14 protein-coding genes, 1 tRNA gene and 2 pseudogenes are annotated in these 19322 nt (G+C 70.2%); 10 read left to right on the forward strand and 7 right to left on the reverse strand.

Annotated features, from left to right (window positions below; genetic code table 11):
* Positions 1 to 80: 80 nt before the first annotated feature.
* From NW895_RS26005 to NW895_RS26030, 6 genes are all read left to right on the forward strand, one after another.
* Positions 81 to 1262: an ROK family transcriptional regulator gene (locus NW895_RS26005; protein WP_289938737.1), complete on the forward strand. Its 1182-nt coding sequence runs from the start codon at positions 81 to 83 to the stop codon at positions 1260 to 1262.
* Positions 1263 to 1393: 131 nt separating this feature from the next.
* A complete protein-coding gene (locus NW895_RS26010) occupies positions 1394 to 2914 on the forward strand; it encodes a sugar ABC transporter ATP-binding protein (RefSeq protein ID WP_289938476.1) in 1521 nt (506 codons plus the stop codon).
* Positions 2911 to 3930 (forward strand): ABC transporter permease, encoded by a 1020-nt coding sequence (locus NW895_RS26015; RefSeq protein WP_289938477.1) that lies wholly within the window; start codon positions 2911 to 2913, stop codon positions 3928 to 3930. Before NW895_RS26010 ends, NW895_RS26015 begins: the two co-directional genes overlap by 4 nt.
* Before the next feature lie 17 nt (positions 3931 to 3947).
* Entirely contained in the window at positions 3948 to 4997 is a 1050-nt protein-coding gene (locus NW895_RS26020; RefSeq protein WP_289938478.1) for a substrate-binding domain-containing protein, read from the forward strand.
* Positions 4998 to 5072: 75 nt separating this feature from the next.
* Entirely contained in the window at positions 5073 to 6284 is a 1212-nt protein-coding gene (locus NW895_RS26025; RefSeq protein WP_289938480.1) for a Gfo/Idh/MocA family oxidoreductase, read from the forward strand.
* Positions 6285 to 6299: 15 nt separating this feature from the next.
* Entirely contained in the window at positions 6300 to 7298 is a 999-nt protein-coding gene (locus NW895_RS26030; protein WP_289938482.1) for a sugar phosphate isomerase/epimerase family protein, read from the forward strand.
* 153 nt (positions 7299 to 7451) lie between these two features.
* Here NW895_RS26030 and NW895_RS26035 read toward each other — a convergent pair.
* From NW895_RS26035 to NW895_RS26055, 5 genes and pseudogenes are all read right to left on the reverse strand, one after another.
* Positions 7452 to 7721: pseudogene (locus NW895_RS26035) on the reverse strand (MFS transporter); the annotation flags it as partial.
* Positions 7722 to 7732: 11 nt separating this feature from the next.
* Entirely contained in the window at positions 7733 to 9121 is a 1389-nt protein-coding gene (locus tag NW895_RS26040) for an OFA family MFS transporter (protein WP_289938485.1), read from the reverse strand.
* A gap of 122 nt (positions 9122 to 9243) precedes the next feature.
* Complete coding sequence (locus NW895_RS26045; protein ID WP_289938487.1) at positions 9244 to 11388, reverse strand: acetate--CoA ligase family protein; 2145 nt, start codon at positions 11386 to 11388, stop codon at positions 9244 to 9246.
* Between the two features lie 4 nt (positions 11389 to 11392).
* Complete coding sequence (frc, locus tag NW895_RS26050; RefSeq protein WP_289938489.1) at positions 11393 to 12634, reverse strand: formyl-CoA transferase; 1242 nt, start codon at positions 12632 to 12634, stop codon at positions 11393 to 11395.
* 12 nt (positions 12635 to 12646) lie between these two features.
* The gene (locus NW895_RS26055; RefSeq protein ID WP_289938490.1) at positions 12647 to 14329 is read right to left on the reverse strand and encodes a thiamine pyrophosphate-binding protein; all 1683 of its coding nucleotides are present in this window, start codon (positions 14327 to 14329) and stop codon (positions 12647 to 12649) included.
* A 144-nt stretch (positions 14330 to 14473) separates the two neighbouring features.
* Between NW895_RS26055 and sucC the strand changes: the two genes are divergently transcribed.
* The 4 genes and pseudogenes from sucC to NW895_RS26075 all read left to right on the forward strand — a co-directional run bounded on the left by sucC (position 14474) and on the right by NW895_RS26075 (position 17579).
* Positions 14474 to 15604 carry an ADP-forming succinate--CoA ligase subunit beta gene (sucC, locus tag NW895_RS26060; protein WP_289938492.1) on the forward strand — a complete coding sequence of 377 codons (1131 nt, stop codon included), beginning with the start codon at positions 14474 to 14476 and terminating at the stop codon, positions 15602 to 15604.
* 14 nt (positions 15605 to 15618) lie between these two features.
* Positions 15619 to 16503, forward strand: coding sequence for a succinate--CoA ligase subunit alpha (sucD, locus tag NW895_RS26065; protein WP_289938493.1), 885 nt, complete (start codon positions 15619 to 15621; stop codon positions 16501 to 16503).
* A gap of 59 nt (positions 16504 to 16562) precedes the next feature.
* Positions 16563 to 17258, forward strand: a pseudogene (locus NW895_RS26070) (aldehyde dehydrogenase family protein); the annotation flags it as partial.
* A gap of 233 nt (positions 17259 to 17491) precedes the next feature.
* Positions 17492 to 17579: transfer RNA gene (locus tag NW895_RS26075), tRNA-Leu, on the forward strand.
* A 175-nt stretch (positions 17580 to 17754) separates the two neighbouring features.
* On the opposite strand, the gene NW895_RS26080 is transcribed toward NW895_RS26075, so the two are convergent.
* Together NW895_RS26080 and NW895_RS26085 are read right to left on the reverse strand one after the other, a co-directional pair.
* Positions 17755 to 18084, reverse strand: a complete 330-nt coding sequence (locus tag NW895_RS26080; RefSeq protein ID WP_289938494.1) for a hypothetical protein — start codon at positions 18082 to 18084, stop codon at positions 17755 to 17757.
* Between the two features lie 83 nt (positions 18085 to 18167).
* Complete coding sequence (locus NW895_RS26085) at positions 18168 to 19271, reverse strand: hypothetical protein (protein WP_289938496.1); 1104 nt, start codon at positions 19269 to 19271, stop codon at positions 18168 to 18170.
* Positions 19272 to 19322 lie beyond the last annotated feature (51 nt).

The raw sequence follows: 19322 nt of genomic DNA on the forward strand, positions 1-19322 counted from the left end.
CCCTTGAAAAGCAAGCCACGGAAGTGGCGGGAAACCGGCGCGCACAGGCCGATCGAGGCGGGGAGGGGTTCGTGAGACGCATGACGGCACGGCCCGCGAACGCCCACCAGGCCCGGCTGCTGAAACTGCTGCGCGACGGTGGCCCCCACTCCCGCGCCCAGCTGGGCGACCAGGTCGACCTCTCCCGGTCCAAGCTGGCCGTGGAGGTGGACCGGCTGCTGGAGACGGGGCTGGTCGTGGCCGACGGGCTCGCCGCCTCCCGCGGCGGCCGCCGCTCGCACAACATCCGCCTCGACCCCGGCCTGCGCTTCCTCGGCATCGACATCGGCGCGACGTCGGTCGACGTCGCCGTCACCAACGCCGAACTGGAGATCCTCGGGCACCTCGACCAGCCCATGGACGTACGCGAGGGCCCGGTCGCGGTCTTCGAGCAAGTCCTGTCCATGGCCGCGAAGTTGAAGGCCTCGGGGCACGCGGAGGGCTTCGACGGCGCCGGCATCGGCGTCCCGGGCCCCGTCCGCTTCCCCGAAGGCGTCCCGGTGGCCCCGCCGATCATGCCCGGCTGGGACGGCTTCCCCGTGCGGGAGGCGCTCAGTCAGGAACTGGGGTGCCCGGTCATGGTCGACAACGACGTGAACCTGATGGCACTGGGGGAGCAGCACGCGGGCGTCGCCCGCACCGTCGCCGACTTCCTCTGCGTCAAGATCGGCACCGGCATCGGCTGCGGCATCGTCGTCGGCGGACGCGTCCACCGCGGTACGACGGGCAGCGCGGGCGACATCGGGCACATCCAGGCGGTGCCCGACGGCCGCCCGTGCGCCTGCGGCAACCGGGGCTGTCTGGAGGCCCACTTCAGCGGAGCGGCCCTCGCCCGCGACGCGAAGGAGGCCGCCCAGCAGGGCCTCTCGGCCGAACTCGCCGGTCGCCTGGAGACGAACGGCGCCCTGACCGCCGTGGACGTCGCCGCCGCGGCCGCCGCGGGCGACGCCACCTCCCTCGACCTGATCCGCGAGGGCGGCACCCGCACCGGCCAGGTCATCGCCGGCCTGGTCAGCTTCTTCAACCCGGGCCTGGTCGTGATCGGCGGCGGCGTGACCGGCCTCGGCCACACCCTGCTCGCCGCGATCCGCACCCAGGTCTACCGCCAGTCGCTGCCGCTGGCGACCGGCAACCTGCCCATCGTCCTGGGAGAGCTCGGCCCCACCGCCGGAGTCATCGGCGCGGCCAGGCTCATCAGCGACCACCTCTTCTCACCCGCGTAAGTACGCGTCCCGGTACCGCGTACGCAGCACCCGCACGGCGCCCTGCTCCGCCCTTCCTGAGAACGCCTGTCTGAAAACGCCTGCCCGCAGGCGCCCTGAACCGGCCCGCACGCCAGCCAAGGGGAACACACATGGCACCCGAACCACCGCTGCTCAGCATGTCCGGCATCACCAAGTCGTTCCCCGGGGTCCGGGCCCTCGACGGCGTCGACCTCGACGTCCAGGCCGGTGAGGTGCACTGCCTGCTCGGCCAGAACGGGGCCGGGAAGTCGACCCTCATCAAGGTCCTGGCCGGCGCCCACCAGCCCGACACGGGCACCATCAGCTGGCGTGGCGAACCCGTCACCCTCCGCTCGCCCATCGCCGCCATGCGCCTCGGCATCGCCACCATCCACCAGGAACTGGACCTGGTGCAGCACCTGTCGGTGGCCGACAACGTCCACCTCGGCCATGAGCCGACCGCCGCCGGTTTCGTCGTACGGAGGAAGGCGGCGAAGGCATCGGCAGCCGCCCTGCTGCGGCGCCTCGGGCACCCGGAGATCGACCCGGCCCGACGGGTGGGGGAGTTGCCGGCGGCGCTGCAGCAGATCGTGTCCATGGCGCGGGCGCTCTCCCACGACGTACGGCTCATCGTGATGGACGAGCCGTCCGCCGCCCTCGACCCGGACGAGGTCGACAACCTCTTCCGCGTCGTCACCGACCTCACCGCCGACGGAGTCGCCGTCGTCCACATCTCGCACCGCCTGGAGGAGATCCGCCGTATCGGCGACCGGGTGACGGTGCTGAAGGACGGGCGCGCGGTCGCGGTCGGGCTGCCCGCGAAGACGACACCGACCCGTGAGGTGGTCGCGCTGATGACCGGGCGGAACGTGGAGTACGTCTTCCCGCAGCGGCCTGAGCCGAAGGCCGCGACCGGGAAGCCGTTGCTGGAGGTGCGAGGGCTGGCCCGGGACGGCGAGTTCGAGCCCCTGGACCTCTCGGTGCGTCCGGGAGAGATCGTCGGTCTCGCCGGGCTGGTCGGTTCGGGACGCTCGGAGATCCTGGAGACGATCTACGGAGCCCGCAAGCCCACGGCCGGTCAAGTCCTCGTCGCCGGGCGCTCGTTGCGGCCCGGCAGCGTCCGCGCCGCCGTCCGTGCCGGCCTCGGCCTCGCCCCCGAGGAGCGCAAGGCACAGGCACTGCTGATGCTGGAGTCCGTCACCCGCAACGTGTCGGTCTCCTCCCTGTCCCGCTTCTCCCGCGGCGGCTGGATCGACCGCCGTGCCGAACTGGGCGCGGCGCGGGCCGCGACCCGCGAGCTGTCGCTGCGCCCCGACAACCCGTCCGTGCCCGTGCGCGCCCTGTCCGGCGGCAACCAGCAGAAGGCCGTCCTCGCGCGCTGGCTGCTGCGCGGCTGCCGCGTGCTGCTGCTCGACGAACCCACCCGCGGCGTCGACGTCGGCGCCCGCGCCGAGCTGTACGCGGTCGTCCGCCGACTCGCCGACGAAGGCCTCGCCGTCCTGCTGGTCTCCAGCGAGGTGCCCGAGGTGCTCGGCCTCGCCGACCGCGTGCTGGTGCTGCGCGAGGGGCGGGTCGTGCACGAGGCGCCCGCCCGTGAGCTCGACGAACACCGCGTACTCGACCTCGTCATGGAAGGAAGCCCGGCATCATGACGCAGCCCGTCTCCCCGCCCCGGGACAGCGCCGACCAGGTGCCGCAGCCCGGCCCGCCCCCCGCATGGCGTGCCCTCCTCGGCCGCGCGGACGTCCGCACCCTCTCCCTGCTCGGCGTCCTCGCCGGACTGATCCTCATCGGCGGGATCACCAAGCCGGACGAGTTCCTGGACACCCGCAACCTCCAGCTCGTCCTCACCCAGGCCTCCGTGATCGGCGTCGTCACCGTCGGCATGACCTTCGTCATCACCTCCGGCGGCATCGACCTCTCCGTCGGCGCGATCGTCGCCCTCGCCTCGGTGTGGGCGACCACGGTCGCCACCCAGGAGTACGGCTTCGGCGGCATCCTCTTCGCCTCGGTCGCCGTCGGGGTGGGCTGCGGACTGGTCAACGGCCTGCTCATCGCGTACGGCGGGGTGGTCCCGTTCATCGCCACCCTCGCCATGCTGGCCTCGGCACGCGGGCTCGCGCTGCAGATCACCGACGGCAGGACGCAGATCGTCACGGTGACCTCCGTCCTGGACCTCGGTGAGCGTGACGCGTACGTGCTCGGTGTTCCTCCGCTGGTCCTGGTCTTCGCCGTCGTCACGGTCATCGGCGGGCTGATGCTCAACCGCACCACCTTCGGGCGCCGCACCGTCGCCGTCGGCGGCAACGCGGAGGCGGCCCGGCTGGCCGGTATCGACGTCCGCCGCCAGCGGCTGTACCTCTACCTGCTGTCCGGTCTGTGCTGCGGCGTCGCCGCCTTCCTGCTGATCGTCCTGTCCGGCTCCGGTCAGAACACCAACGGCAACCTGTACGAGCTCGACGCCATCGCGGCCGTGATCATCGGCGGCACGCTCCTCACCGGAGGCCGCGGCACCATCACCGGCTCCGTGCTCGGCGTCCTGATCTTCACCACGATCACCGACATCTTCGCCCTGAACAACCTGCAGAGCGACGTCCAGCAGATCGCCAAGGGCGCGATCATCGTCGCCGCCGTGCTGGTCCAGCGCCGTACCGCGAGCACGACCTGAGGAAAGGGTTCACCGCCATGACAGAGCTCACCAGTCGCAGAGGACTGCTCTTCGGGACCGCCGCCGTCTCCGCCGGTGCGCTCCTCGCAGGGTGCACGAGCAACGAACCCAAGGACTCCGGCAACGATGAGCCGGCCGGCAGCAGCCGGCCCGCCGCCGACGACCGGTCCGGCAAGCAGGTCACCATCGGCTTCGCCGGTCCGCAGGCGGACCACGGCTGGCTCAACGCCATCAACGACAACGCCAAGAGCCGCGCCGAGAAGTACTCGGACGTCACCCTGGAGATCACCGAGGGCTCCAACGACACCGCCCAGCAGATCGGGCAGATCGAGACCCTCATCAACAAGAAGGTCGACGTGCTGGTGGTGCTGCCCGCCGACGGCAAGGCGCTCACCCAGGTCGGCCTGAAGGCCATGCGCGCGGGCATCCCCGTCGTCAACCTCGACCGGATCTTCAACACCCCGCAGGCCTACCGCTGCTGGATCGGCGGCGACAACTACGGCATGGGCCTCAACGCCGGGCACTACATCGGCGAGAAGCTCAAGGGCAAGGCGAACGCCCGCGTCATCGAACTGGCGGGACTGGACAACCTGGAGCTGACCAGGCAGCGCACCCAGGGCTTCGACGACGCCCTGAAGAACTACCCCAACATCAAGAAGGTCGCCCGCCAGGCCGCCGACTTCACCGTCGAGTCCGGGCAGGCCAAAATGGCCCAACTGCTCCAGGCACAGTCGACGTTCGACGCCCTGTGGAACCACGACGACGACCAGGGCGTGGGCGCGCTGCGCGCCATCGAGCAGGCCGGGCGCGACGACTTCCTGATGGTCGGCGGTGCGGGCGCCCTCTCCGCCTTCCAGGCCATCAAGCAGGACGACGGCGTGCTGAAGGCGACCGTTCTGTACCCGCCGACCATGGCCGCCTCCGCGATCGACCTCGCCCGCGCCCTCGGCCAGGGCAAGGGCGTCGGCGGCCTCGCCGAGTACGAGATCCCGGCGTCGCTCACGCTCTACTCGGCCGTCGTCGACAGGACCAACGTCGACCAGTACCTGCCCACCGGCTTCAAGTGACATGTGCCCGGGCTTCCAGTGACCTGTTCCGCCCGCACTCCCACACCCCCGACGAGGACGAGGAGGACACTCCGCATGGCACAGCCGCAGCAGCAGTCGGAAGGGACCGGGGCAGGCAAGCCACCCCTGCGCGTCGGCATGGTCGGCTATGCCTTCATGGGCGCCGCCCACTCCCAGGGCTGGCGCACCGCGGGCCGCGTCTTCGACCTGCCGCTCAGCCCGGTGCTGGCCGCGATCTGCGGCCGGGACGCCGACGCCGTACGCTCGGCGGCGGACCGGCACGGCTGGGCGGCGGCCGAGACCGACTGGCGTGCCCTGGTCGAACGCGACGACATCGACCTCGTCGACATCTGCACCCCTGGCGACAGTCACGCCGAGATCGCGCTGGCCGCGCTGGCCGCGGGCAAGCACGTCCTGTGCGAGAAGCCCCTCGCGAACACCGTCGCGGAAGCCGAGGCGATGGCCCGCGCCGCTGAGACGGCACAGCAAAACGGCCGGTTGGCGATGGTCGGCTTCAACTACCGCCGGGTGCCCGCCGCCGCGCTGGCCCGGCGGATGGTGGCCGAGGGCCGCCTCGGGGTGCTGCGGCATGTGCGGGTGACGTACCTCCAGGACTGGCTCGTCGACCCGTCGTTCCCGCTGACCTGGCGGCTGCGCAAGGAGCAGGCCGGCTCCGGCTCCCTCGGCGACCTGGGCGCGCACATCGTCGACCTCGCGCAGTACCTGACGGGAGAGCACCTGGCGGGCGTCTCGGCGCTCACGGAGACCTTCGTACGGGAGCGGCCCCTGCCCGGCGGTGTCGTGCAGGGCCTGTCCGCCGCCCCGGCCGACGGCACCGGGCAGGTCACCGTCGACGACGCCGCCCTGTTCACCGGCCGCTTCCCCTCCGGTGCCCTCGCCTCCTTCGAGGCCACCCGTTACGCCACCGGCCGCAAGAACGCCCTGCGCATCGAGCTCAACGGTGAGCGCGGCTCCCTCGCCTTCGACCTGGAGCGCCTCAACGAGCTGTCGTACCACGACGGTACCGAGCCGGGGGCGCACGCCGGTTTCCGCCGCATCCTCGTCACCGAACCCGACCACCCCTACCTGGACGCCTGGTGGCCGCCGGGTCATGGCCTCGGCTACGAGCACACCTTCGTCCATCAGGCCCGCGACCTGGTCCACGCCGTCGCCGAGGGCCGCCGGCCCGAACCCTCCTTCGCCGACGGGCTGCAGGTGCAGCGCGTGCTGGCGGCGGTGGAGGAGAGCGCCGGGAAGAACTCCGTCTACACCCCCATAGCCGCCTGAGGAGGCGCACACGGCATGCCGCGCAGGTTCACGCTCTTCACCGGACAGTGGGCGGACCTCCCCCTGGAGGAGGTCTGCCGCCTCGCCCGCGACTTCGGTTACGACGGTCTCGAACTGGCCTGCTGGGGCGACCACTTCGAGGTCGACAAGGCCCTGAGTGACGCCTCCTACGTGCGGTCGAGGCATCAGCTCCTCGAAAAGTACGGCCTGAAGTGCTGGGCCATCTCCAACCACCTGGTGGGCCAGGCCGTCTGCGACGCCATCATCGACGAACGCCACCAGGCCATCCTGCCCGCCCGCATCTGGGGCGACGGCGAGGCGGAAGGCGTACGGCAGCGCGCCGCCACCGAAATCAAGGACACCGCGCGCGCCGCGGCCGCCTTCGGCGTGGACACCGTCATCGGGTTCACCGGCTCCGCCATCTGGCACCTGGTCGCCATGTTCTCGCCCGCACCCGAGTCGATGATCGAGCGGGGCTACGCGGACTTCGCCGAGCGCTGGAACCCGATCCTGGACGTCTTCGACGCGGAGGGCGTGCGGTTCGCGCACGAGGTGCACCCGAGCGAGATCGCCTACGACTACTGGACCACTCAGCGGGCCCTGGAGGCCGTCGGCCACCGCCCCGCCTTCGGCCTCAACTTCGACCCGTCGCACTTCGTGTGGCAGGACCTCGACCCGGTCGGCTTCCTGTGGGACTTCCGCGACCGGATCTACCACGTCGACTGCAAGGAGGCCCGCAGGCGCCTCGACGGCCGCAACGGCCGCCTGGGCTCGCACCTGCCGTGGGGTGACCCGCGCCGCGGCTGGGACTTCGTGTCGGCCGGCCACGGTGACGTCCCCTGGGAGGACGTCTTCCGGATGCTGCGCTCCATCGACTACCAGGGCCCCATCTCCGTCGAGTGGGAGGACGCCGGTATGGACCGGCTCCAGGGCGCGCCAGAGGCTCTGGGCCGCCTCAAGGCGTACGACTTCGAACCGCCGTCGGCCTCCTTCGACGCGGCGTTCGGCAACTGAGCCGGTTCGAGGGCTCGTCGAGCCCTGCAGCGACGCTCCGGGACGACGGCCCGTCCGGCGGCACCCTGAGGACGCCAGAAGGCCCCACTGTGTTGCGACGACCCCTGGGATTCGCCCACCGGGGAGGGCCTCCTGGCGTGCGGCCCGGTCAGCGTCGTAACCCCAGGCGGCGACCACCATGGAGCCCAGTCCGCCGCCGAAGCCGGAGAGGAACGCGAAGAACAGGAACAGCCACTCGCTCCTGAGGTCACCGGCCCAGATCACGCCGAACTGGGCGAGCCCCAGGACGACGATGACGAACACCAGGGTGGGTTTGCGGCCCCACCGGTCGGACAGCCAGCCGACCGCGCCGCGGCCGATGCCGTTGATGACCGCCATGACGCCCATCGACGACGCCGCCACCAGAGGGCCGAACCCGACGTCCTACCGTCATGTCACGCCATCTCCTCGCCGAGCGGTTGCGGGTTCGGAACGATGCGCTTGGCCTTGGGACGCCCGGGCGGGTGCAGGAACAGGGCCACGAAGCCCGCGAACAGGGAGATCGAGCCCGCCAGGACGAACGCGCCGGCGTAGTCCCAGGCCCCTACCACCACGGCTCCCATACCGGAGCCCAGCAGACCGGAGACCAGCTTGGACGAGTACACCAGGCCGTAGTTGGAAGCGTTGTTGTTCTCACCGAAGTAGTCGGCGGTCATCGCGGCGAACATCGGGAAGATGGCGCCGCCGCCGAAACCGGAGATCGACGAGAACAGCAGGAACAACGGCAGATTGCCGATGTTCCCGGAGAAGAGAATGCCGTACTGCGCCAGTCCGAGGACGACGCAGACGAAGATCAGGCACTGCTTGCGGCCGTATCGGTCGGACAGCCAGCCGATGACCCCGCGGCCCGTACCGTTCACGATGGCCTTCAGGGACATGGCGGTCGCCACGATGCCGCCCGCGAAGCCCGCCTCGTCACCGAAGGGCACCTGGAAGGCGATACCGAAGATGTTCACGCCCGAGGTGCACAGCAGACAGAACCACATGAGAGCCACGCGGCCGGTCCGCCACGCCTCCATGGGGGTGTACTGGTGCACGGCAGGCGGGTTCTTCTCCAGTGCGCGCCGGGCACGTGCGTCGTCGGGCTTCTTCAGCGGGTCGATGTCGGCCGGCCACCAGTTCTTCGGCGGGTCACGGAAGAAATAGCCCGCCACCGCCACGGTCGCGGCCAGGAAGACGCCCACCGAGACCAGCACCCAGCGGAAGTTGGTGAGGTCCATGTAGCCGGTGAAGAGGAAGACGAACGGTACGGAGCCGTAGGCGAAACCGCCGTTCACGAACCCCGTCTTGCCTCCCTTGCGCTCCGGATACCACTTGGCGACCATGTTCACGCACGTCGCGTAGACCATGCCCGCGCCCATGCCGCTGAACATGCCGAAGCCGACGTACGCGACGATCACGTGCGGTGCGAACGCCAGCGAGAGATACCCCAGCAGCGTGCCGAGCGCGCCGAGCATCATCGCCCAGCGGGCGGGAAGTCTGCCGCTCTCCCGGAGCTTGCCGGCGGGGAAGGCCACCGCCGCCTGGAAGAAGACCCAGACGCCCAGCATCCAGAAGATGTGCGCACTGCTCCAGTGGTGCGCCGTGTGCAGAGTGTCCTCGGCGGACGCGAACGCGTACTCGGCCGAGCTGATGCCCATCATGCCGACCCACGGCAGGATGACCATCCATTTGCGTTTGCGGCCCATGATGTCGATGTCGGTCTCACCGAGACGGTAGACGCGTCCGTTGGCGTCGGTCACCTCACGGTAGGAAACCGAGGTCGGTAGATCGGTCGTTGTCATGACCTGTTGCACCCCTTGCGTCGAAAGTTCTGGCCAGCGCCCCCTGTCCAATGCCTTTCGTGCGCGCTCGGGTCCTGGGGCCGGCCGACGCGCACCGTCGGCCGACCCCGTCGTCACTCACCTCATGAACCGCCCCCCAACAGTCCCGCCGCCCGCGCCCACCGGTACTTCGCCCCGAGCACGGCCACCGGCTTCTCGGTCGTGTACGGGTACGCCACGACCCCCCGCTCGTACAGGTACTGGCAGGCCTCCTCGACCTCGACGTCGCCCGCGAGTGACGCCACCACCGGCTTTTCGATCCCCCGCTCCCGGAACTCGGCCACCACGCGCGCGGTGAGCTCGGCGAAGACCATGGGAGGCGTGACGATGGTGTGCCAGTAGCCGAGGACGAGCGCGTGGATGCGCGGGTCCTCAAGGCCGAGCCGGATCGTCGCCTCGTACGTCGACGGCGGCTCGCCCCCGGTGATGTCCACCGGGTTGCCCGCGGCCCCGAAGGGCGGGATGAACTTCCTGAAGGACTCGTCCAGGTCCGGCGGGATCTCCATCAGCGACAACCCGTTGTCGGTCACCGCGTCCGACAGGAGGACACCGCTGCCGCCCGCGCCCGTGATGATCACGACATTGTCGCCCTGAGGAGTCGGAAGCACCGGCAACGCGCGCGCGTACTCCAGCATCTCGTTCAGCCCGGGGGCCCGGATGACACCGGCCTGCTTCAGGATGTCGTCGTACACGGCGTCGTCCCCGGCCAGCGCACCGGTGTGCGAACCCGCGGCCTTCGCGCCCGCCGCCGTACGCCCCGCCTTCAGAACCACGACCGGCTTCTTGGGCACGGTCTCCCGCGCCGCCTCCACGAAGGCACGCCCGTCCTTCAGGTCCTCCAGATGCATGGCGATGCACTCGGTGTGCGGGTCCTCCCCGAACCAGGTCAGCAGGTCGTCCTCGTCCAGGTCCGACTTGTTGCCGAGGCCCACGATCGCCGACACACCCGTCTTCGTGGTGCGCGCGAAGCCCAGGATGGCCATCCCGATGCCACCGGACTGCGAGGTCAGCGCCACCCCGCCCTTGACGTCGTACGGCGTGCAGAACGTGGCGCACAGGTCCTGCCACGTCGAGTAGTAGCCGTAGATGTTCGGCCCCAGCAGCCGGATGCCGTGCCGCTCGGCGATCGCCACGATCTCCGCCTGGAGTTCGTGCTCGCCGGTCTCCGCGAAGCCGGAGGGGATCAGCACGGCGTTCGGGATCTTCTTGCGTCCCACCTCCTCCAGGGCCGAGGCCACGAACTTGGCGGGGATCGCGAAGACCGCCACATCCACCTCACCGGGGACGTCGGTGACACTCTTGTACGCCTTGCGGCCCAGAATGTCATCGGCCTTTGGGTTCACCGGGTGGATCTCCCCGGAGAAGCCGCCGTCGACGAGGTTGCGCATCACCGAGTTGCCGATCTTGCCCTGTTCGTTGGAGGCACCGATCACGGCGACCGAGGCGGGCTGCATCAGGCGGCGCATCGAGGTGAGGATCTCCTCGCGCGTGTAGCGCCTGCGCTCCTTGGGAGCCTCGGTGGAGAGGATCACCCGGATGTCGGCCGCCACCGCCCCCTCCGCGGTGGCGATCACCGGGTTGAGGTCCACCTCGGCTATCTCCGGGAAGTCCGCCACCAGTTGGGACACCCGGCGGATCTGCTCGGCGATCGCCCACCGGTCCACGCCGGCCTGCCCGCGCACCCCGTGCAGGATCTCCGCCGACCGGATCGAGTCCAGCATCGACAGCGCCTCGTCGGCGTCCACGGGCGCGAGCCGGAACGTGACGTCCTTGAGCACCTCGACGAGAACCCCGCCGAGCCCGAAGGCCACGACCTTCCCGAACGTCGGGTCCGTGACCGCGCCGACGATGACCTCCTGTCCCTTGGGGAGCAGCTCCTGCACCTGTACGCCCTCGATGCGGGCTTCGGGGTCGTACGCGCGCGCGTTCTTGATGATCTGGCAGAACGCGGCCCGTACGTCGGTGGCGCCCTCGACCCCGACGACCACTCCGCCGGCGTCGGTCTTGTGCAGGATGTCCGGGGAGACGATCTTCATCACGACGGGCCCGCCGAAGCGCGCCGCGTACGCCACGGCCTCGTCGACGTCGGTCGCCAGTTCCTCGCCCGGTACGGCGATCCCGTACGCGTCGGCGAGCACCTTGCCCTCGGGCGCGGTCAGCGCACACCGCCCCTCGGCCCGCACGGAGTCGAGGAGGGCGCGCACCCTCAGCACCCGGTCTTCCGCCATCACGTCAGATCACTCCGTTCGACTTGAGCAGGCGCAGCTCCTCGTCACCGAGGCCCAGCTCGCCGATGTAGACCTCTTCGTTGTGCTCGCCGAGCAGCGGTGAACTGCTCACCTCGACGGGGGAGTCGGAGAGCTTGAGCGGACTGCCCACGGTCACGAACTCGCCCCGCTCCGGGTGCGGTACACGGACCACCATCTCGTTGGCGGCCAGTGACCGGTCCTCGATGATCTCCTTGGTGGACAGGATCGGCCCGCACGGGATGTTGTGGGCGTTGAGCCGCTCCAGCACCTCCCACTTGGGGAGCGTCGAGGACCACTCCTCGATCAGCTGGAACATCTTGTTGAGTTTCGGCAGCCGGGCTTCCGGAGTCGCCCACTCGGGGTCGTCGGCCAGCTCCGGCCGGCCGATGAGCTCGCTGATGGGCTTCCAGCCGACGGGCTGCACGATGACGTACACGTAGTCGTTCGGTCCGCCCGGCGCGCACTTGACCGCCCAGCCGGGCTGGCCGCCGCCGGACGCGTTTCCCGAGCGGGGAACCTCGTCGCCGAAGTCCTCGTTGGGGTATTCAGCGAGCGGGCCGTGGGCCAGGCGCTGCTGGTCGCGCAGTTTCACCCGGCAGAGGTTGAGCACAGCGTGCTGCATGGCCACGTTCACCCGCTGCCCGCGCCCGGTGCGCTCCCGCTGGTACAGCGCCGCGAGGATGCCCGCCACGGCGTGGACGCCCGTGCCCGAGTCCCCGATCTGGGCCCCCGTCGCCAGCGGCGGCCCGTCCTCGAAACCGGTGGTCGACATCGACCCGCCCATGGCCTGCGCGACGACCTCGTACGCCTTGAAGTCGGTGTACGGACCCTCGCCGAACCCCTTGATGGAGGCATAGACGATCCGTGGATTGATCTCCTTGACGCGGTCCCAGGTGAACCCCATCCGGTCGACCGCACCCGGTCCGAAGTTCTCGACCATGACGTCGGAGCGCCGGATCAGCTCGGTGAGGAGTTCCTTGCCGCGCTCGGTCTTGGTGTTGAGGGTGATGCTCCGCTTGTTGCAGTTGAGCATCGTGAAGTAGAGGGAGTCGACGTCCGGCAGATCACGCAGCTGCTTGCGCGTGATGTCACCGGTCGGAGCCTCCAGCTTGACGACGTCCGCGCCGAGCCAGGCCAGCAGCTGGGTCGCGGACGGCCCGGACTGGACGTGCGTCATGTCCAGGACGCGGATGCCTTCGAGAGCCTTGGTCGAGGCGTGGGTCATGCCAAGCGCTCCTCACTTGTACATGGTCTGGTTCATGGTTCCGGGGGCGTACGCGTCCGGGTCCACCCAGACGTTGATCAGCGACGGCTTGCCGGACTCGCGGGCCCGGCGCAGCGCGGGGCCGATGTCGGCGGGGTCGCGGACCTCCTCGCCGTAACCGCCCAGCATCTGCGCGAATTTGTCGTAGTGGACGTCGCCGAGCGTGTTGCCGACCCGCTCGCGTTCCTTGCCGTACTTGGCGGCCTGGCCGTAGCGGATCTGGTTCATGGAGGAGTTGTTGCCGACGATGCCGACGAAGGGGAGGTCGTAGCGGACCAGGGTCTCGAAGTCCCAGCCGGTGAGCGAGAAGGCGCCGTCGCCGAAGAGGGCGACGACCTCCTTGTCGGGCCGCGCCTGCTTGGCCGCGAGCACGAAGGGGATGCCGACGCCGAGCGTGCCCAGCGGGCCCGGGTCCATCCAGTGGCCGGGCGACTTGGGCTGCACGACCTGGCCGGAGAAGGTGACGATGTCGCCGCCGTCGCCGATGTAGACCGAGTCCTCGGTGAGGAACTCGTTGATCTCGCTGACCAGCCGGTACGGGTGGATCGGTGAGGCGTCCGACTTCAACTGCGGCAGCCGCTTCTCGATCGCGGTCCGTTCGGCCGCCCGCAGCTCGTCGAGCCACTCCTTCCGCTTCGACGCGCCGCCGTTGACGCGCCCCGAGGCCGCCTCGGTCACCGACTTCAGCACCAGCCCGGCGTCACCGACGATCCCGAGGTCGATGTCGCGGTTCTTGCCGACGGTCCGGTAGTCGAGGTCGATCTGCACGACCGTCGCCTCCGGGGACAGCCGCTTGCCGTAGCCCATGCGGAAGTCGAAGGGCGTACCGACGATCACGATGACGTCGGCGTTCGAGAAGGCGTACCGGCGCGACAGCTGGAAGTGGTGCGGGTCGCCCGGCGGGAGGGTGCCGCGGCCGGCACCGTTCATGTACGCGGGGATGTTGAGCGTGCGGACGAGCTCGACGGCCGCCTCGGTGCCCCGCGTCGTCCACACCTGGCTGCCGAGCAGGATGGCCGGTTTCTCGGCGTGCACCAGCAGGTCGGCGAGCTTCTCGATGGCCTCCGGGTCACCGGCCGAGCGGGTCGAGGCGCGGTAGGCGCCGGGCCTCGGCACACGCGCCTTGGACACCGGGACCTTGGCGTCCAGCACGTCGCGCGGGATCTCCAGGAAGGAGGGCCCGGGCGCGCCGTGGTAGCACTCGCGGAACGCCATCGACACCATGTCCGCCGCCCGGGCCGTGTCCGGCACGGAGGCGGAGAACTTGGTGATCGGCGCCATCATCTCGACGTGCGGCAGATCCTGCAGCGACCCCATCTTGTGCTGGCTCAGGGCCCCCTGACCGCCGATCAGCAGCATCGGGGACTCCGCGCGGAAGGCGTTGGCGACACCGGTGACGGCGTCGGTCGTGCCGGGCCCCGCGGTGACGACCGCGCAGCCGGGTTTGCCGGTGATGCGCGCGTAGCCGTCGGCGGCGTGGGCGGCGACCTGCTCATGGCGGACGTCGACGACCTCGATGCCCTCGTCGACGCAGCCGTCGTAGATGTCGATGATGTGGCCGCCGCACAAGGTGTAGATGCGGTCGACCCCCTCGGCCTTGAGGGCCTTGGCCACGAGATGACCGCCGGAAATGACGTCCTGGGTGTCGTCGGGCATGGCGAAGTCCTGTCCCTTCTTAGGGGGTTGGCACGCTCTCGCAGTACATTGCATACAGTCGACGAATACTGTATGAAGCTTGTTATCCCGCATCCGGTGGGTGGTGTCCAGGGGGCGTGCGGCACTTTTGAGTCAGGAGCCGGAATGGACCTGTACGAACACCAGGCAACGGAACTCTTCGCGGAACACGGCATCGTGGTGCCGCGGGCAGAGGTGACGGACTCACCCGGAAAAGCCCGTGAGATCGCACGCCGGCTCGGCGGCCGTGTCCTGGTCAAGGCGCAGGTGAAGACCGGTGGCCGGGGCAAGGCGGGCGGTGTGAGGCTCGCCGCGGACCCCGCGGCCGCCGAGCTGACGGCACGCCACATTCTCGGCATGGACATCAAGGGCCACACCGTCGGCAAGGTGATGCTGGCCCAGCCCGTGGACATCGAGGCCGAGTTCTACGTCTCCTACGTCCTGGACCGGGCGAGCGGCCGTTTCCTCGCGATCGCCTCCGCGGAGGGCGGCATGGAGATCGAGCAGGTCGCCGCCACCAGGCCCGAGGCGGTCGCCCGCGTTCCCGTGGACCCCGCCGAGGGTGTGACCTCGGCTGAGGCCGCCCAGATCACCGAGGCGGCCGGGCTGCCGTCGCAGGCCGTCGACGTGCTCGTACGCCTGTGGGAGGTACTGGTCCGCGAAGACGCCCTCCTGGTCGAGGTCAACCCGCTGGTCCGCACGAAAGAGGGCCGGATCATGGCCCTGGACGGCAAGGTCACCCTTGACGACAACGCCCGCTTCCGGCAGGCCCGCTGGGGCGCCGAGGACGCGGCGCACGGCGACGCGCTGGAGGCGGCGGCAGCCGCGAAGGGTCTCAACTACGTCAAGCTGGACGGCGAGGTCGGCATCATCGGCAACGGCGCCGGACTGGTCATGTCCACCCTCGACGTGGTCGCCGGCTGCGGTGCCCGGCCCGCCAACTTCCTCGACATCGGCGGCGGGGCATCCGCCCGGACCATGGCGGACGGGCTCTCGGTCATCCTCTCCGACCCGGCTGTGAGCTCCGTTCTCGTCAACGTCTTCGGCGGGATCACCGCCTGCGACGCGGTCGCCGACGGCATCGTGCAGGCCCTGGACACCGTCCAGTTGACCAAGCCGCTCGTCGTGCGCCTCGACGGCAACAACGCCGACCGGGGCCGCGCCATCCTCGACGAGCGCGCCCATCCGCTCGTCCAGCAGGCCACCACCATGGACGGCGCCGCCCGCCGTGCCGCCGAACTCGCCACCGCAGCCTGAGGAGACCGGACGACATGGCCATCCACCTCACCAAGGAGAGCAGGATCCTCGTCCAGGGCATGACCGGCGGCGAGGGCATGAAGCACACCCGGCGCATGCTCGCGGCCGGCACGAACGTCGTCGGCGGCGTCAACCCACGCAAGGCCGGCCGCACCGTCGACTTCCACGACCGCGCCGTACCCGTCTTCGGGTCGGTGGCCGACGGCATGCGGGCGACCGGAGCCGACGTCACCGTCGTCTTCGTGCCGCCCGCCTTCGCCAAGGCGGCCGTCGTCGAAGCCGCCGACGCCGGCATCGGTCTCGCGGTCGTCATCACCGAGGGCATCCCGGTCCACGACTCCGTCGCCTTCACCGCGTACGCGAAAAAGAAGGGCACCCGGATCATCGGCCCCAACTGCCCCGGCCTGATCACCCCCGGCCAGTCCAACGCGGGCATCATCCCGGCCGACATCACCAAGCCGGGCCGCATCGGCCTGGTCTCCAAGTCCGGCACGCTGACGTACCAGCTCATGTACGAGCTCCGCGACATCGGCTTCTCCACCTGCGTCGGCATCGGTGGCGACCCGGTCGTCGGGACGACCCACATCGACTGCCTCGCCGCCTTCCAGGACGACCCCGACACCGACCTCGTCGTCCTGATCGGCGAGATCGGCGGCGACGCGGAGGAACGCGCGGCCGCGTACATCCGTGAGCACGTCACCAAGCCGGTCGTCGCCTACATCGCCGGCTTCACCGCACCCGAGGGCAGGACCATGGGGCACGCGGGCGCCATCGTGTCCGGTTCGTCCGGCACGGCGCAGGCGAAGAAGGCGGCGCTGGAGGCGGTCGGCGTCAGCGTCGGACGGACGCCGACGGAAACGGCGCGACTCGTACTCGCCGCCCTGGGAAGCGGGGCGTGACGTCTCTTGTCTGAACGGGCCCTTTTCTCTCGACCGGGCACCGAGAGCGGAGCAGACCAATGGCACCCACCCTCACCCTCAAAGCGGGCACGTCCTGGGCCGACGCCTGGAACCGCTACCAGCACCGCGCCTGGCGCCACATCCCGCTCGACGAGCGACGCGCCCGGGTCGCCGCCACCCTCGACGCCCTCACCCAGCACCGGGAGCTGCTCGCCCTCCTCCTGGTCTGGGAGATCGGCAAGCCCTGGCGGCTCGCGCAGGCGGACGTCGACCGGGCCATCGACGGCGTCCGCTGGTACGTCGACGGCATCGAAGCGATGGTCGCCGGCCGGGCCCCGCTGGACGGCCCGGTGTCCAGGTCAGCGAGGCCATCGACCGCGGCGCCGTCCCGCTGCACCGCGGCAAACCGGCCGACGCCCGCTGCCTGCCCGGCCAGGACACGGCGGCCTACGTCCAGCCGGTCACGCTCCTGGGCCCGCCGCCGTCCTCCCGCTGCACCACGCGGAACCGTTCGGCCCGGTCGACACCATCGTCCTGGTCGACACCGAGGCCGAGCTGCTGGCCGCCATGAACGCCTCCAACGGCGCCCTGGTGGCCACACTGTCCACCGACGACCGGGCCACGTACGACCGACTGGCGCCGCAGATCCGCGCGTTCAAGGTCGGCCACGGCAGGGCGCGCTCCCGGGGCGACCGCGACGAACTGTTCGGCGGGCTCGGCGCGTCCTGGCGCAGGCGTTCGTCGGCGGCGAGCTGGGAACTTCCCCGACCATCAGCTCATGCCGTGACGGGCCGCCGGTCCCGGAAGGACCGGAAGGGCACCGGATCGTGACCGGCAGGTCACCTCCGGTGACCCCTCCGCCGGGCCGTGTCCCGCAGCCGGAGACGGCGCCTGCGCGACGGAAACGCAGGTGAAAGGCACTCCGAAAGCTTGGTATGGTTGTCCGTGTCGCTGCGGGGAAACCCTCCGGCAAGGCGGCAGACACCTGGTCCGGGTGGCGGAATGGCAGACGCGCTAGCTTGAGGTGCTAGTGCCCTTTATCGGGCGTGGGGGTTCAAGTCCCCCCTCGGACACCAACGATTCACCAACACTGTGGTGGCCGGGAGCGATCCCGACCACCACTTTCCGTTGTCCGGAGTTCTTGGACCCCTGTCCCGGCATCGGGTCCCGGGCGGCAGTGCGTCCCGGGCACAGAAAGTGCTCCGACGGGGTGTCGGAGCACGTGGGGAAGGACGAACTGGCGGGGCCGGATCAAGCGGCCCGGCGGATGGTCGTCGTGCTCTGCTGCGGTTGACGGGCGGTCGTCTGCCAGGTGCGGCAGACGGCGATGACGGCGTCGTAGCCGACGGTGAGGGTGGTCAGGCCGAAGGCCATGAGGCTGTCGCTGTGCTGCAGGACATGGGTGAAGTGCAGCGTGGCGGTGGTCGCGATGGCGGGCAGAGCGAGGCTGCCCGCCGGGCGGCGGATCGCCCTGGCGGTGCGGTACCAGCGGGCCCACACCTGCTTGGGCGGGATGACGCTGAAGCGCCACCCGGAGGTGGACGTGACGTCCTCGGGAGCGAGGGCGAGACGGTCGGTCATTGCGCTGTCCTTGGGGAGGCGGCCGTGGCTCACTGGCCGGTTCAGGTTCGGTCTGCGGGTGTCGGGGGGTCTGGTCCGGGTGGTCAGTCGTCCTCCTGATCGAGGTCGTCGTCGAAGCGGAAGCCGAAGATGTCGTCGTCTTCGGCGAGGCCCGCGTCGAGGGGGTGCAGGTCCTCCTGCAGCTGCCGTTCGTGGGCGAGGACCCGGGTGACGCGGTGGATGGCCCACATGTCGCGGGCGATGACGTGTTCCTCACCGAAGGCGATCTCTCCCGTGAGGGCCTTGTACAGGTGGCGGCTGGCGTCCCAGGGCTTCTCGATGAGCTGCCCGTCATCGACACGGACGACCATGCCGTGGCCGACGGCGACGGGGAAGATCGCCGAGTTCAGGACGTGCTCGGTGAAGTGGACGGCGACGGGGACGGCGCCGCCGAGAACGGCCTGGGCGATGGCGGAGCTGGTGTCGCGCGGAAAGATCGGTTCTTCATAGTGCTTGCGCAGACCGGGGGCGAGGTGTTCCAGGGAGCGGGGCAGCACGATGAAGCCGGGGTCGGGTTCGGCGACGATGGGTTCGCCGGACATGGCCTGCCAGCCGTCCGCGAGGGTGAGGCGCCAGGAGCCCGAACAGTCCGACAGCAGCGCGGTGTTGACGGTGACGGTGGCCGCGTACAAGGGCCGGCCCGGAATGTAGGTGATGATCGACAGCGATGTCGCGGTGCTGTCGCCGGTGGCCAGCCAGCGCCGGAAGCAGCCGCTCGCGGACACGGAGACGACCGGCCGGTCCCCGCGTACGCAGGCACGGAACGCGTCGGTGCGCTCCTCAAGGGTGCCGTCCGAGTCGAGCACGGTGATCGGCTTGCCGGAGACGTTGGTCACCTGGCGAAGCCGGCGCTGAACGGCCCGGGTGATGCGGAGCTTGGCCCGGGTCGCCTGGGCGTCCCAGTTCCCGATCTGCCGCGGGACGCCTGCGGGCGGGCGTTTGCGGGCGGGCTGCTGCCACAAATCGCGCAGGCCGATGACCTTCTCGAGTTTCTCGTCGTCCGGCAGGTCCTGGGTGAGGTCCTGACCGAGGGCGACCTCGCGTCCGAGGGTGTCCAGCTCCAGCAGGGCGGTGTGGGAGGCGCACGCCGTTATGCCGTCGGCGCCGAAAGGGTCCTGCAGTCCGTCACCTTCAAAGGGGAGGTCCAAGTGAACTCCTTGGTTCGGGAGCACGCCCCGCGTGCGCGCGGCGTACACGGG

The organism is Streptomyces sp. S.PNR 29, from assembly GCF_030386795.1.
In the GTDB taxonomy this organism is placed as follows: domain Bacteria; phylum Actinomycetota; class Actinomycetes; order Streptomycetales; family Streptomycetaceae; genus Streptomyces.

What these genes read in the sequence shown, in the direction of transcription:
- NW895_RS26045 (WP_289938487.1), bottom strand. Translation starts at nt 11,388, where the DNA reads ATGGCGGAAGACCGGGTGCTGAGGGTGCGCGCCCTCCTCGACTCCGTG.
- NW895_RS26055 (WP_289938490.1), bottom strand. Translation starts at nt 14,329, where the DNA reads ATGCCCGACGACACCCAGGACGTCATTTCCGGCGGTCATCTCGTGGCC.
- NW895_RS26080 (WP_289938494.1), bottom strand. Translation starts at nt 18,084, where the DNA reads ATGACCGACCGTCTCGCCCTCGCTCCCGAGGACGTCACGTCCACCTCC.
- NW895_RS26030 (WP_289938482.1), top strand. Translation starts at nt 6,300, where the DNA reads ATGCCGCGCAGGTTCACGCTCTTCACCGGACAGTGGGCGGACCTCCCC.
- sucC (WP_289938492.1), top strand. Translation starts at nt 14,474, where the DNA reads ATGGACCTGTACGAACACCAGGCAACGGAACTCTTCGCGGAACACGGC.
- frc (WP_289938489.1), bottom strand. Translation starts at nt 12,634, where the DNA reads ATGACCCACGCCTCGACCAAGGCTCTCGAAGGCATCCGCGTCCTGGAC.
- NW895_RS26015 (WP_289938477.1), top strand. Translation starts at nt 2,911, where the DNA reads ATGACGCAGCCCGTCTCCCCGCCCCGGGACAGCGCCGACCAGGTGCCG.
- NW895_RS26005 (WP_289938737.1), top strand. Translation starts at nt 81, where the DNA reads ATGACGGCACGGCCCGCGAACGCCCACCAGGCCCGGCTGCTGAAACTG.
- NW895_RS26020 (WP_289938478.1), top strand. Translation starts at nt 3,948, where the DNA reads ATGACAGAGCTCACCAGTCGCAGAGGACTGCTCTTCGGGACCGCCGCC.
- NW895_RS26040 (WP_289938485.1), bottom strand. Translation starts at nt 9,121, where the DNA reads ATGACAACGACCGATCTACCGACCTCGGTTTCCTACCGTGAGGTGACC.
- NW895_RS26025 (WP_289938480.1), top strand. Translation starts at nt 5,073, where the DNA reads ATGGCACAGCCGCAGCAGCAGTCGGAAGGGACCGGGGCAGGCAAGCCA.
- NW895_RS26010 (WP_289938476.1), top strand. Translation starts at nt 1,394, where the DNA reads ATGGCACCCGAACCACCGCTGCTCAGCATGTCCGGCATCACCAAGTCG.
- sucD (WP_289938493.1), top strand. Translation starts at nt 15,619, where the DNA reads ATGGCCATCCACCTCACCAAGGAGAGCAGGATCCTCGTCCAGGGCATG.